This window comes from Pseudomonas sp. C1C7 (genome assembly GCF_013359595.1).
Lineage (GTDB): Bacteria > Pseudomonadota > Gammaproteobacteria > Pseudomonadales > Pseudomonadaceae > Aquipseudomonas.
Genome location: NZ_JABFMP010000002.1, coordinates 253,572 through 268,363, shown reverse-complemented (window position 1 = coordinate 268,363; position 14,792 = coordinate 253,572). Strand labels below are relative to the sequence as shown.

The 14,792-nt window shown below is 58.1% G+C and carries 3 protein-coding genes; 1 reads left to right on the top strand and 2 read right to left on the bottom strand.

Annotated features, from left to right (window positions below; all coding sequences use genetic code 11):
- The first annotated feature begins 30 nt into the window (after nt 1–30).
- The gene (ureC, locus tag HNO86_RS02780) at nt 31–1,731 is read left to right on the top strand and encodes an urease subunit alpha (RefSeq protein WP_175375501.1); all 1,701 of its coding nucleotides are present in this window, start codon (nt 31–33) and stop codon (nt 1,729–1,731) included.
- A gap of 106 nt (nt 1,732–1,837) precedes the next feature.
- Here the strand turns inward: ureC and HNO86_RS02775 are convergent, their stop codons facing one another.
- A complete protein-coding gene (locus HNO86_RS02775) occupies nt 1,838–6,970 on the bottom strand; it encodes an NEL-type E3 ubiquitin ligase domain-containing protein (RefSeq protein WP_175375500.1) in 5,133 nt (1,710 codons plus the stop codon).
- A gap of 123 nt (nt 6,971–7,093) precedes the next feature.
- Nucleotides 7,094–14,719 carry an NEL-type E3 ubiquitin ligase domain-containing protein gene (locus HNO86_RS02770; protein WP_175375499.1) on the bottom strand — a complete coding sequence of 2,542 codons (7,626 nt, stop codon included), beginning with the start codon at nt 14,717–14,719 and terminating at the stop codon, nt 7,094–7,096.
- Between the last annotated feature and the right edge of the window lie 73 nt (nt 14,720–14,792).

The following is a 14,792-nucleotide window of genomic DNA, read 5'->3' as shown; positions in this document are numbered from 1 at the left end:
TCAAATTCAATTGAATCTCAAGGCGAACGAATGAAAATTTCCCGTCAAGCCTACGCCGACATGTACGGCCCCACCGTCGGTGACAAGGTTCGCCTGGCCGACACCGAGCTGTGGATCGAAGTCGAGAAGGACTTCACCACCTACGGCGAAGAAGTGAAATTCGGGGGTGGCAAAGTCATTCGCGATGGCCAGGGCCAGAGCCAGTTGCTCGCCGCCGAAGTGGTCGACACGCTGATCACCAACGCGCTGATCATCGATCACTGGGGCATCGTCAAGGCCGACGTCGGCCTGAAGGACGGGCGCATCGCGGCCATTGGCAAGGCCGGCAATCCGGACGTCCAGCCCAACGTGAACATCGCCATCGGCGCCAGCACCGAGGTCATCGCCGGAGAAGGCATGATCCTCACCGCTGGCGGCATCGACACACACATTCATTTCATCTGCCCGCAGCAGATCGAAGAAGCGCTGATGAGCGGCGTTACCACCATGATCGGCGGCGGCACGGGGCCGGCCACCGGCACCAACGCCACCACGTGCACCTCAGGCCCCTGGCACCTGGCGCGCATGCTCCAGGCCGCCGATGCGTTCCCGATGAACATCGGCCTGACCGGCAAGGGCAACGCCAGCCTGCCGGAGCCGCTGATCGAACAGGTCAAGGCTGGTGCCATCGGCCTCAAGCTCCACGAAGACTGGGGCACCACGCCGGCGAGCATCGACAATTGCCTGAGCGTGGCCGATCAATATGACGTGCAGGTCGCGATCCACACCGACACCCTCAACGAGTCCGGCTTCGTCGAGACCACCCTCGCCGCCTTCAAGGGCCGCACCATCCACACCTACCACACCGAGGGCGCGGGCGGCGGGCATGCCCCGGACATCATCAAGGCCTGTGGTTTTGCCAATGTGCTGCCGAGTTCGACCAACCCGACCCGGCCGTTCACCCGCAACACCATCGATGAACACCTGGACATGCTGATGGTCTGCCACCACCTGGACCCCAGCATTGCCGAAGACGTGGCTTTTGCCGAAAGCCGCATTCGCCGCGAGACGATTGCCGCCGAAGACATCCTGCATGACCTCGGCGCGTTCTCGATGATCAGCTCCGACAGCCAAGCCATGGGCCGCGTCGGCGAGGTCATCACCCGCACCTGGCAGACCGCCGACAAGATGAAAAAGCAGCGCGGTCCGCTACCAGGCGATGGCGCTGGCAATGACAACTTCCGCGCCAAACGCTACATCGCCAAATACACCATCAACCCGGCGATCACCCACGGCATCAGCCATGAAGTGGGCTCGGTCGAGGTGGGGAAATGGGCGGATCTGGTGCTGTGGCGGCCGGCGTTTTTCGGGGTCAAGCCGACGCTGATTCTCAAGGGCGGGGCCATTGCGGCCAGCCTGATGGGAGACGCCAACGCTTCGATTCCGACACCGCAACCGGTGCACTACCGTCCGATGTTCGCCAGTTACGGCGGCTCGCTGCACGCCACCAGCCTGACGTTCATCAGCCAGGCGGCGCAGGAAGCGGGATTGGCCGAAGCCCTGGGTTTGAAGAAGAAAATCGCTGTGGTCAAAGGCTGCCGCGAAGTGCGGAAAACCGATTTGATCCACAACGATTATTTGCCGAGTATCGACGTCGATCCGCAGACCTATCAGGTTAAGGCCGACGGTGTTCTGCTGTGGTGCGAACCGGCGCAAACGCTGCCGATGGCGCAGCGTTACTTCCTGTTCTGACAGATCGGCCCCTTGTCAGCGAGCCTGCTCGCAATGGACTCATGGACAACACGTTGAGCCTGAAGGTAATCGTTGCCATTAACGTCCATCGCGAGCCAGTGCTTTCCTACAGATTGGCGCGCTGCAAGGCTTCACCGGTCAACTTGGCAATCAGCGCCTTTTCCTGCGCGGCGATCGCCTCCATCTCGGCAAAATACTGCGCATCACTCATGACTACCCCTGGCTTCACTTCGCTGTCAGGCTTGCCCAGAAGTTTTGCCAGCCGGACAACTTCCGAGCGCCAATGAATTTTTTGCACGCTCGACTCGCTGTCCAGCCAGGCTTGTTGCGCTGCCTGCAAGTCCAATAGAGGCTCGCCTCTGGCGCGCAAGGCCGTGAACGCTTGCGAATGCTGTCGCTTGAGGTATTCAACCCAGAAGGGTTGCTCGATGAGTCGCTCCTGCAGCAGCGGCCCCTTTTCCTTTTCCAGCACTCGCTCATAGGCACTTGTGATCATCTCGTCGGTGACACCGTTTGCCCTGAACATCATGTCCCGGGATTGCCAGGGCAGTTCCAGGCGCTGCGCCAATTGAGTGGGATAGACCATATGAATTTCCACCTCATCAATGTCCTCCAGAGTCTGTCCCTGCGCATCCACGTGAGTGACCAGATAACCGTCTTCATCGAGCTCGGTAAACTGATGCCCCTGCGCCAACAGCTCGCTGATCCGCTCCCGAGCGACCTTGCCCAACTCGTCGAGACGCGATTTGCCCCGCGCCAATGTCACTAATCGGGTTTCCATTTCCTCCGCGCCCAAATCGTAGGCTTGAGAAATCAGAACCTCGACGCCCATGGCATTGAACAATTGCGCGCCCGCATCCACGCAGGTTGTTGGGGCGGCAGCCATTCTGAACAGCTTTTCCCTTAGAGCAGTGCTCGCCACCGCGGCTTCAACCATTGACCAGACCTTCCCACACAATTCGATTCGTGCCGCTTCATCGGAAGACTCCGAATCAGCAGACTGGTCGAGTTTTCTCAACTCATTGAAAAATGGCTCCGATCCGGGTTCACGCTCAAGGTCTGCCCAAGCATCCTGCTTTTCCTTCCATTGAGTCTCCGTCAGCCCCGTTTTCCAGAGCTGACTGTCAAATACGCCTTGGGGCGGAGAAGGTCGATCCGACTCGAATCCGACCGATTGGCGATAGTCTCTGATCCTGCGCAGATTTTCGGGGGAAATGGACTCGGATCCTTGGCTGATGAGCGTGCGCGCCAAGACTTCCGCTTCCTTTGATCCCAGCTCCGCCTCTGGGACGATTTCAAGCGTGTTGCCCCTCATATCCAGGTGCATTGTGCGACCCCTGGTCTGCTCAAACAGACCCTCGGGCCATGTATTGATTTCGGTATCGGCCAGCAAAACAAATTGCAAGTTGGGCATAAACCCGATGTCAGGAGGCAACTTCAAAGGATTTCCTTCGAGCGCCAGATATTCGAGTTGAGTCAGCTCGCTCAACTGGTCCACGGCGGGCTCGTCGAACTCGATCAAGTTGTCGGAGAGGTCCAGGTCGATCATGTGAACCATTCGCCCCAAGGGCTCAGGGATCTTTTTCAGTTCATTATCACTGAGGTTCAGCTTGCGCAAACGCTTGAAGTTCTTTAGAAAACCGTCCGCCTCGACAATGCCCGTACCCGATAGATTCACGTAGCTCACGTGATTGAAATTGGCCGACAACGCAGGCAATTCTGCGAGTTGGCCATGAAGGGGAGTGTCGGATAAATCGATGAACTGGCCCTGCCGCCTCCCGGTATTGTTCAGGTCCACCTTTCCCGTGTACCTCCACGCGTCATCGAGGGCCTTGATAATCGCCAGCCGTGCGCTCCGACGCTGGCGAAAAGCTGGCGTCAACCGTTCTTCTTCCGACACGCCCAATAGCTGCGTGTTGCTCCAGTTGTGCAGGGTACGCTTGAGTGACGCATATTCGCGCTCACGGTTTCTCAGATGCGTTTCGCGGCTGGCCCCCCAACTCGCAATACCCGCATCCATCTGCTCCTGCGTGGCTGTCGGGTACAGCTCACGAAAACGTTGCTCGAAACTCGGGCTCCATTTGCTCACGTCAGGATGATCACTCAACGGATATCCGATACGTTCGCCTGACAAGCGCTCGGGTACCCGGAAGAAAGGCTGTAGACGCGGTTGCATCTTCAACAGCGGACGTAGTTGATCACGGGTCAGTTGATGTTCAATGATCTTCGCCCTCAGTTGCGCACCCTGGCCGACATGGGGCAGCCCGATGGCCTCGCGCTGCTTGTCGGGCAATGCGTGTTGTATCGCGCAATAAAGGTCATCGGCGCCATGCAAGTGTTCGTCGCGAGCATTGCGCGTCTCATAGCGACCGTCGTTCATTCGCAGCAGCACTTTACGCTCACCGGGGTCATCTGCACCGACACTGGCACGCAGCTCACCGTCGATGCCACCCTCGCGTATCTCCAGGCGCGTGTCGTCCATCCAGCCCGGCACGTTTTTCAGCGTATTGAGTATCAGGATCTCGGTGTCCCTGTCGGTCATGCCGTCCAGGTACACCCCCTCATAGGCACGGGTCAGGCGCATCTGCTGCTGTAAACGGCGCGCACCTTCGGCAAGGCGCAATGGAACGCGCTTGTCGGTATTTAGAGTGACGAGCTCTGCAGGCGTCGCGTCGGCCAGCAACTCCTCGATCATTGATGCGGGCAAGCTGCCGAAATCTCGCTGCACTACCGCAACGGCCGCGTTGGCGGGTGGCTGTCGCTCGGCATAAAGGCTACGCATTATTCGCGCCCGGCCACTGATCGCCTGCGCTTGCAGTTTTTTTTGTAACGCAGTGATCTGTTCCTCAGGCGTTCTGGGTGTGTAGTGAGGCAGGAGCGATTTGATTTGCGCCTCGTTCAAGGAATCGACGATACGTTCAGGCAGTCGACCATTCATGAGATCGGAACGGGTGACCTTCAGGGTGTTTTGGGGTGAGGCTTCAGGGTTGCCGTACTTGACCGAAGGCCCGTTCAACCTGTCTCCCGAAAATGCTTCTATCGCTTTATCTGCCGGCCATCCCGGCAGTTCGACCGCCAGGGAAGCGGCAAAACCGCACAACGCGCTGGGCAGGGAGCCCTCACCAATCCCCTGAGCGACCTTCGCCGCATCAGCATGGGCCCTGAATCTCCTGATGGTGTCGAGCAGGATGGCCGGGACGGGTTCGCTTTCGACGTGCAAGCGGCGCAAGACGTCGTTTTCAACACCACTGACCTGCCGAATCCGTTCAAGCTCGGTATCGCTCAAACCCTCCACCATAGGACCGAGGCGGCGCATCAGGGTCGTATTACTCCAGCTCAGAGGCCGCTCCAGCTCGTGGCGCCAGGCGCCTTCGCCGTTGTGCGCAAGTTCCGGGGAATAGGCGCCAGGACGAGTCGGATGCTGGATTCGGTATTGCTCACTCACCGGATCCTGCTGGACAAGGTAGTGGTCCTTCTGAAGTGGCAACACCGTTTTCCCCTCGTGCGCATGCAAACCCAACTCGTTCGGGGTGGCCTGCGAGGGCAGGGTGACGGAAGCCTTGTAGGGTTCAAGATCGGGCTTCCACAGCTTCTGCTTACCATCGGCCAACGTGACCGGTTTGAGCTTGTCCACGACCGACGAGACATGGATCTGCGGCAGGATCCCCGCCCCGCCGCCGACAAATGCCACATTCAATGCAACGCTGGAAAAATGCGCCCACATCTCCTTTGGTTCGCCCCGTTCGTACGCCTCGATGCCCTCGAACGCGTCATCGCACATCTGTGCGGCACCGACCGTCAACATGATCGGACCCAACCCGGGGACCACAAAGGCAGCGAGGTTGAACACGTTGGTGACTGCGTCCATATAACTTTCCAGCCGGGCCGTACGGGCATCGCGGTCCTCGTCTTCGGTCGGTACCGCAATGGCCCGCGCATCAGCGTACAGTTTGGCGACAGCCCGTTGACGCAGCTGCTGCCACAGATCGCCTTCGATGGAGGCCCCGCCCACAGGCAAGTTTACGGGCTTGGATTGCAGGGGATAGTCAGACTGGGGAGTGAGTCCGGAAGGCTGATACAGCGTGTTGAACTGCGAGAAAAAAACACCCTGTTGCCGCATCGGTATGAACCGGCTGAAGAAGCGTCGATAGTCACCCTTGTGCAAGCGGGCCACCAGATCGGCTACGAAGTCGGCGCTGGAGGCGTATTCCTTCAAGGGTTGCTGCGGATCATTGGGCAAGTAGACGGCCAGACGCTCGACACGATCGGAGCTCTCGCGGTCAGGCCCGATCAACAATGGTCCAACCAGCTCGATGCCGAAGACCTTCAATGCCTCGAACTTCACCTGCTTGCCGTCCAGTGTCCCGCCACTGCCGCTGGCAATTAATTGTTTGAGCATCTGGCTCATGTCGGCACTGATACCGGACTCGACTTTAGAACCAGCCTTGGTTGCAAACTGTTGGCTGGCCAGTTCAGTGGCCATTGCCAGTTGCTGGCGATGGTGCTCCTGCAGTTGCTGCTCCAGCGATTCGCGCGCTGTGGTGTCCTTGGGCTGCACGATTTCTTCAATGTGTGCTTGATATTTCTTCCCCAGGTCGAGGGTACGGCAAAGCCTGGCAAAGTCGTGGGGAGCAATGGGCCGGGCATTGGACCTGAGCGATTCGAACGTTGGAATGACGTCGCCGTCGTAGCTATCCCAGTCGGTGATGATCTGACAATCATTGCAGCGCAGCGGCTGTTCTTCGTCTGGAGTGAAATTGGCCAGGGCCGCCTCGAGCAAGGAAATGCCTCGATATTCCACATTCAGGCTTTGATCAAGTTGCTGGTCCAATACAAGGAAACCATACAAATCGTCCCTGCTTTTGGGTGCGTATTTGCGGGCAAGAAATACATTTCTGACGTCCAGGTCCTGCTTGAATCGCTCTTTGATTGCGGCTTTGAGCAGCGGCTCGGCAAACTCAAAAACATCCTGGATACGGCCCAGCCGGGCGTCGATCTGATTCAAGGTCTCGCGAAAACGCGTGTGCTGTTCTCCCAGAGCTGTCTTTTGCTCGGGCGTCGCCGTCCGATACCAGGCTGGAAGTTGCATTTCGTGGCTGCCCAGCTCCGCCTGGCGCTGGGTCGAGGCTTGGGAAAACCAGGCGGGGATGCGGTCTTTGAGGAAGTCGTAGTGAACGCCACGAAGGTCGCTGTTGAATGCGCCCTCGGGCTTTGAAGGGAGTTGAGGATTATTGGTCATGACGGGTCATCCGTGACTGATTGGAGCACTCAACCTAACGAACGACACCGACAAATAAACCTAGATATGTACCGCCTCCGTCAAAGATGCCCGACGCCCTATGCGCGACGTCGGGCATCACGATTAACGCGTAGGGCCTCCCGTCATTTCTCTTGATGGACCGGGTCGTTGTGCATCAGGTCTGCCAGGCGTGATTGCCCCGGTCTCTCGTCGAGACAGTTCAATCAGTTTCTGATTACGCTCGACAGTGACATCAATTCCCAACATTTCCATGGCTTGTACATAGTCCTGACCACCAATGTCTTCATGCTCATCTTCGACGCGACTTTGCTTTTCAGCAATGTTTCGCTCAAGGGCACTGAATTCGTCGGGGTATTTTTCCTTGAGGTATTGCACCCAGTAGTCTCGATGGATGAGGTCCTCATAAAACGCCTCGCCATTTTCCAGCTCCATGATCTTCGCGCGTGCCTCTCTCAGGGTTTCCCCGCTGATTGGCCGACCGAAAACCATGTTCCTGGGTTGCCCCGGAAGTTCCAGCCCGTCGCTCCATCCACGGGTCAACCCCAAACGATATTCCAGGCGCACCTCCGCCGGATCAGACCCCGTGCGCAGCGCTGCATTGGCCAGCCTCTCGGCTTGGTCGAGCCGAAACAGCTGCCGGGACAACCGCAGCAAGGCGATGCCTTTCTGATCCAGGCGACCGTCTGCGACACCTCGCAAGGCGTTGTGCTCGAACACCTTGACCTCCAGGTTGCTGAACGTAAGGATCCGCCCATCCACACACGTCCCATGGGAGCTGGCCTGGGCAAACAGGGTTTGCCTGAGTTCGGTGTCACCTGTCGCCGCGCTCACCACATCCCACATCCGTCGGGTCAGATCGGCGCGCGCCAATCTGAATTCGCCGGTATCTTGCAGCCGTGCCAACAAATGGAAAAACGCCGTATTGTCCGGTTCATCCCGAAGTTGGTTCCAAAGGATTCGGTGACTGGCCTGCAGCTCGGGCTCGAGCATTTGCAGCCATGGCTCGACTCGTTCAGGCCCGGCCTCCACCTCACCGATCACCTCGTCAGGCAATACAGCTGCAGGCTCATGTTCATCTTCACTTGAGCTTGCACTATCAATTTCGCTGTCGCTGGCCAGATAGTCGATCTGGTCACGGAGCTCTGCGTCGCTATATCCCATCCACCGTGGGGCACCGAGGGTGTCCATGTAATCGCTGATTCGCTCGAGGTCACTTCGCGACAATTGATTGCCGCTCAGGTCCATGTTCTCCATCAGCGTATTGTGCTGCTCGTTGAAGATATCTTCAGGAATCGATGCGATCCGATTGTCACTGAGATTCAATGTGCGCAGATGCCTGGCCTGCAGAGTTCCCTCCGGACATTCGGTCAGCTCATTGTTGCGCAAATCCAGCTCCTCGAGATGCGGCAGTGAATTGACATCGAAGGTTTGCAGATCGTTTTGTCTCAGATCCAGCGAGCGTAGATGGTCCAGTGATCCCAGGGATGAATACAAAGGCTCGGGATCGGCAAAACCACAGGCACTCAAGTCCAGCCGCTCGAGCTGCACCATGTCGCCGATTGCCTGCGGAAGGGCACGTAATTGCTGACCGCCGAGCTCCAGCACGCGCACATTGGCAAAAGCCCGCAGGAAACCGTTGGAACCTTGTTCGGTGATACGGGTGCCGGTGAGGATCAATTCCCGTACATGAGGGAATTGCACCGGTAATTCAGGCAGATCGCCCAGTTGCAGGCCATTGAATGAGAGGCCACGGTCAGCGACGCCGTCCCAACGCGCCGCCCCTTCGATCCAGCATTCAAGGACTCGCCGCGACGCCAGTCCCCGTGTGTGCGAAGACACAACCCAGCCCGATCCCCGGGACTCGCGAATAAACATCCAACTGTTGAGCTGTCGCGTCAGGGTTTCCAGAGTCCGATGCCAGCCGCCGATTCGCTCACTGATCACCTCATCACTTGCTCCCCGGGCACGCATTTGTTCAATGGCTTGCGAGGCCTCATTGTCAGTGAAACCGGGGTCTATCTGCTGCAAACGTCGGGCGAGCCAGGCCAGGCCTTCTCCCGCCGGCACTTCCTGGGGCATTGGCAAAAGACGCTGGGCGATTGAGCTCGCCGTCTCCTGGGGTGGAAAGAGCGGGGATTCGGTTTCCATCGCAAAACGCTCAAGTGTTCCGGGGAGCAATCCCCTTGCCAGCTCTATCCGCCCACGGGCCGAGCTCAAGGCCGTTAGCGCTTGCGGGGTCAAAGGTGCGCCGGTGAGATTGACATTCAGAATCAGCTCGTCCCTTGCCAGCACCGACTCAGGTAATGCAGTGATCCGGGTGTTGCTCAACTTCAGCCAAGTCAGACCTGGCAGGTTTTCGGCACCGGTGGGCCAGGCGCTCAAGTTCGTTCCGCTGAGGTTCAACGTCTTGAGTTGCCCCATTGCGCTGACATCCAGGTGCTCCAGTGGTGCATAGCGCAAATCCAGGTGTTGCAGCACAGGCAGATCACCAGGTGTGATCGGCGAGTCCATCAGGTTGCTGTTGCTCAGATCCAGCGTTTGAGTCTGACTGAAGCGACCCACGAAACGCCGAACCTGTTCGACAGGTGCGCGCAAACCTGACAGGCGTAATGTGTTGACATGGGAGAACCCGTCACCGGGAAGATCCGGAAGCTCGTTGAACCGTATCCCGGACAGATCAAGTACCGTGGAATGAGACGTAGAGCCATAGCGCCCCATAAGCCCCTCATCCAACGCTGTCTTGTACTCATAAAGCGAATTCATCCGCCGATCGAACTGTTTGAAACGCGCCCGGTTCGTTCCCTCCACCCAGGATTTCCAGAACGGTTGTGCGGCGATCGAATCACGCAGCAGATCGCCTTCTTCCAGCGCCAATACACGCAAGCGGGCACTTTCGATCATCGGCGCGGTGACCCCGGCGATACCGCGAAACTGCATGGTGCGCGATTGCCAGGGCAGGTCCAGCCCACCCTCTTCCTGCGGCTTTGCCAATTCGGTGGTAAACGCAAGGTGGACCTCGACGACATCAATGGAGCCCGTCACGTCGCCATCGGCATTCACTCGACGGAACTGTTCGCCGTTGGCGATACGTTCAGCAATATGTTGCTCGGCAATTCGCTCGATTTCGTCCAGGCGCGATTTGCCCTTGGCCAGTTCGACCAGCTCGGCCTCGATCAATCCCGGATTTGCCAAACCGTAGGCCTCTTGGACCAACACCTTCATGCCCAGGACATTGAACAGTTGCGTCGCGCCATCGACACACTGGGTTCGCGCCACCGACTCGGCGAAAATCGTGGTGCGCAATTCGCTGTCCTTCGCCATGGCTTCCAGCATTCGCCAGACCTTGGCGGTCAGCTCTTGTCGATAGCGGCCACCGGCCTGGAAATCGGCGGATTGCGTCAGGCCCCTGATTTCATCGAAAAACGACTCGGAGTTGTATTCATCCTCGACCGCATCCCAGATCTTCTGCCTCTGCTGCCATTGCTCCGGCATACCCTCGCCCCATTTGACGCTGTCCAGAGTTCCTCGGGGTGGATAGGCGCGGTCGGGGTCCAGGCCGACCGACTCGGAGTACCTTCTGAGCGTGTTCAGATTCTCGGGTGATATCCAATGCGGTTCGCGGCTCAGCAGCGTGCGGGCCAGCAATTCGGCCTGGGCCGAGCCAGGCTCGACATCCGGTATGTGACTGATGGGGTTGAGTCGAAGGTTGAGCTGTATGTTGCGAGGACGAGTTTGCGCGAACAGACCTGTTGGCCACCCATCGATACCGGTGTTCTCCAGGCTCAGCGTGTGCAAGTGGGGCATTTGACTGATATCGGGTAGCAGTCGCAGCGGATTGTCCCTGAGCACCAACGATCCGAGACGGGTCAGCCCGCGCAAGCCTGACAGGTCTGGAGGAGTCAGTTCGATACTGTTGTCAGTGAGCACCAGATCCTCCAGGTAGCGCATGACACTGATTGACGGCGGCAAACGGTCCAGCAGATTGCCACTGAGATCCAGAAAGCGCAGGCCGCGGAAGGGTTCCAGAAAATGCGCCTGGCTGGAGAGCAGATCGGTTCGGCGCATGCTCAGCGAGGTCACGTGATCGAAATTGGCGGTCAGCCTGGGCAAACTGGCGATGTGCCGACTCATCGTGTGCCCGTCGAGGTCGAGCCTTTGCGGCCTTACAATGCCAGGCACGTCGAGCCCCCGCGGCCCCGTCCTTTGCCAGCATTGTTTGAGCGCATTATAGAGCCGCTGCCTGGAGTGGATTTCAATTGCGGCACTCACATCGCCATACCGTTGGCTTAGTGCGGAGTTCACCCAACGCTTGAGGGAAAGTTCGAACTGGACGAATTCGTCCTCCAGCGCCTTCAAGCGTTCCTGGGCCTGAGCGCCGAATCCATCTATCAGCGAATTCAATTCTGCTTGCGAACAACTCGGATACATCCAGCCCAAGCGTTGCTCAATTGTCTCCCGGCTCATCCGCCGCGCGTACCCAGGCATGCCGCCGCGAAGCCGCATACGTTCGGGGTCATAGGCCAATTTACGGTTGGGATGCTGCTCGAGGATCGATGCGAAGCGCTCATGACTCAGTGGCGAGCGCTGCAGCGCCTGTTTGAGTTTTTCACCTTCATAAATCTCGAACCCAAGAGCCTCGCGCTCGCTGTCCGGCAAAGCATGCAACAAGGCATCGTAAAAGCTGTCGGCGCCGTGCAGATGCAGCCCTTGCTCATCCCTTGCCCGATAAAGGCCTCGCCCATCACTGATCAGGACTTTGCGAATCGGAGCGTTTTCGGCACCGACACTGGCCAACAGTTCGCCGTCGAATGTAGAAGCCCTGACTTCCAGACGAAGGCCGCGGGACCAGCCGGGCATGACAGCCAGCGACTCGAGTTCCAGGCGGCGGGTATCGGTGTCGGCTATGGCCTCCAGATAGAGGCCTTCGTATGCCCGACTCAAACGCAAACGAGCTCGTGCCGCTTCGCCCCGCTCATAAAGGCTCAGTGGAACCCGCCGCTTTTGCGACAGACGCCTGAGTTCATCAGCGTTGGCATCGCGCATCATTTCTTCGGCAACCGCCACGGGCAGCTTCGGGTAGCCCTCACGCAGCAACTGCACGTGAGCATCGCCGGAAACGTCCTGTTGGTTGTAAAGCGTCTCGAAGGAGCGTTGGCGATTCGCATCGGCGCAGTCCGCCAGACGCTTGCGCAACTCGCTTATCCGTACTTGCCGGTCGCTGGAGATGCCTTGGCCGAGCAGCTCATGGATCTCTTGTTCATTGAAGTGCTCAATCACCCGTTGCGGCAGCAGCCCGTTGCGCAGTTCGGCACGGGTCAGCTTGATCTGTCGTTCAGGCTGTACCTGGGCATGACTGAAGTTTCGGGATGCGCCTTCCAGCGCTGGACCGTCGAACAGCACGATGGCACGCAACTCGGGCCAGCGAGGCAATTCGATCATGTATTGCGCAGCGGCGTTTTCCAGCGCCTCGGGAATCCGGTTTGCCTGTATCTGTTGTCCCAGTTCGCCGGCCTGGGCATAAAGTTTGAAGCGGCTCAGAGTATCGACCAGTTGAGCGGGCGGTGTTTCATGCTCCACATGCATCCTGCGCAGGGAATTTTCATGTACGCCACTGGCAGTCAACACCTGCTCGAGGGACTCATCGGACACCGTATCCGTCATCGCCCCCAGACGCCTTAGCACTTGGCTCTTGTCCCACCCCAGCGGCTGGTCGATTTCAGTTTTCCAGCTACCGGCGCCGTTATGTTCCACCAGGGGCTGATAAGCGCCTGGACGGTCCGGATGCTTGAGGCGGTGCAAGCCGGTCTCCGGGTCTGTCGCCACCACATAGTGCCTGTCTTCGAGGCGCAGTATGTTCTTGCCCTCATGCCGGTGAAGTCCCAGTGCATCTGGCTGCGATGCAGGTCGCAGGACCACCGGATGTTCGTACGGCGTGAGGTCGGGGTTCCAGAGTCGCTCCTTGCCATCGACCATCACGGGTTTGAGGTTTTCCATGAAGGGAGAAATGGCCAGAGGCGCCTTGGGAATGGCATGCCCCGCGCCCATGAGGGCCAATTGCGCGAAATTGATCAGCACACCATTGACGCAGGACGCAGCTTCGTCCTTATCGCCCTTGCTCCAATCCTCGATGCCTTCAGCCAGCTCCGCCAGCATCTGCGCAACCATGATGCCCAGCACCGCTTCGCCCAATCCGGGGACCAGCATCGCGCCGAAGCTGAACAGGTTCCAGCCGACGTCCAGGTAGCTGGCCAAGCGTTTCCAGCGCGTGGTCGCATCTTCATCGCCAGTGGGCACGGCAATGCAACGGGCGTCACGCATTATCTTGTCTCGACGCTCTTTGAACAGCTCGGTCCAGAGATTGCCGCTCCTGACATTGGTGATGGGTTCTGCGTTGGGATTCTCGATCGCGGTTTCACGCCACCATGGCCCCATGTCGAGCGGTGCGCGCTGATGCCAGGTCATGGTCTTGAGTCGCTCGTTGACCCTCGAAAAAAAATGCCCTTTATCTTTCTGCGCCACGAAACGGCTGAAAAAAGCCTGGTATTGCGGGTCGCGCAGCTGGCTGATCAAGGTCTTCATGAAATCGGCCAGCGAGGCATATTCCCTTAGCGGATGGTCGGGGTCATCCGGCACGTAGGCGATCAGCGGGCCGCTCAATCGGCTTTGTTTATAAATATCGTCCTTGCGCAGCATTTCATCGACAACGCCCGCGGGGCCGTTGGCGAAGAAAGCCTGGATCAACTTGAACTGGTCATATTCACGACCGGGCAGCGACGGGATGCGCCGGGACCAATCTGTCCAGAACTCAACGCTCTTTGGCGTCAAGTCATCGATGGCCTGCTTCATTGCCGACGCCTCACCCACAGCGCTGAACAACACGATTGAAGTCAGACGAAACCCCATCAGCGACAATCGGTGGCTGTGCAGTGGCGCACCATGGAAACGAATATTTTTGTTTTCCTGGATGACCTCCTGCAATCGGTCAAAGGCGTGGGCAGAGATGTCGCCTTTGAGACGCGCGATCAATGCCGATAACTTGAAGGCAGCTTTTTCACTGGCCTGCGCGCGCTGTTGCAATTGCCATTTTGCAACGGTGTCCGTTGGTTCCAGCTTGTTCTTGAGGTGTGTTTGATACTGCCCGCCGATATCCAGCCTGCGGCAAACACTGGCGAATTTTTCCGGGGTGATGGCGTTGACGCGCTTGGGGCTTGTCTGGGGAGTATTGCGAAAGACACCGGAGCCACTTCTGAACGCGCCCTCCAGGGTTTCCGTTTCTTCAAAGTTATGTATAGCGGCAGCCAGTAATGAACTTTGCCGAATACGGCTGGCACCCGTGTCGATGCCGAAAATAATGCGATCCGGAATATAAAGATGCAGGGAAAGTGAGCGGGGATCTTCGTAAGTATTGAAGTTCGCTTGCAAAGCTGTCGCGAGCAACGGCTTGGCGAAAGCATCGATATCGTGTTCCAGGCCGGTCAGCAGCTCATCGACAGCACCTTGCAAGCGCCAGTGGTCGTCGATCAACGCCTTCAAGCGCTGCCGATCCACTGCCGACGCCCTGAAGTACCACTCAGGCATTTTTGCCTGCTGATTCAACAGTGACTCAAGGAGGGCCGGCGGCGCATTTCTTACTGCATCCGGAATGGCCTTCGATACACGTAGTTCATGAACACTCTTTTGAGCTCTGGAGGGGGTAATCGTCGAGCTGCTTCCTTGCAAATCAGACATGGTTCAAACCTTCAAATGGATACGGAGGTCGATAGACTAATCATGCGCTGACAAGCAATGGATATATGCCTCT

What these genes read in the sequence shown, in the direction of transcription:
- HNO86_RS02770 (WP_175375499.1), bottom strand. Translation starts at nt 14,719, where the DNA reads ATGTCTGATTTGCAAGGAAGCAGCTCGACGATTACCCCCTCCAGAGCT.
- ureC (WP_175375501.1), top strand. Translation starts at nt 31, where the DNA reads ATGAAAATTTCCCGTCAAGCCTACGCCGACATGTACGGCCCCACCGTC.
- HNO86_RS02775 (WP_175375500.1), bottom strand. Translation starts at nt 6,970, where the DNA reads ATGACCAATAATCCTCAACTCCCTTCAAAGCCCGAGGGCGCATTCAAC.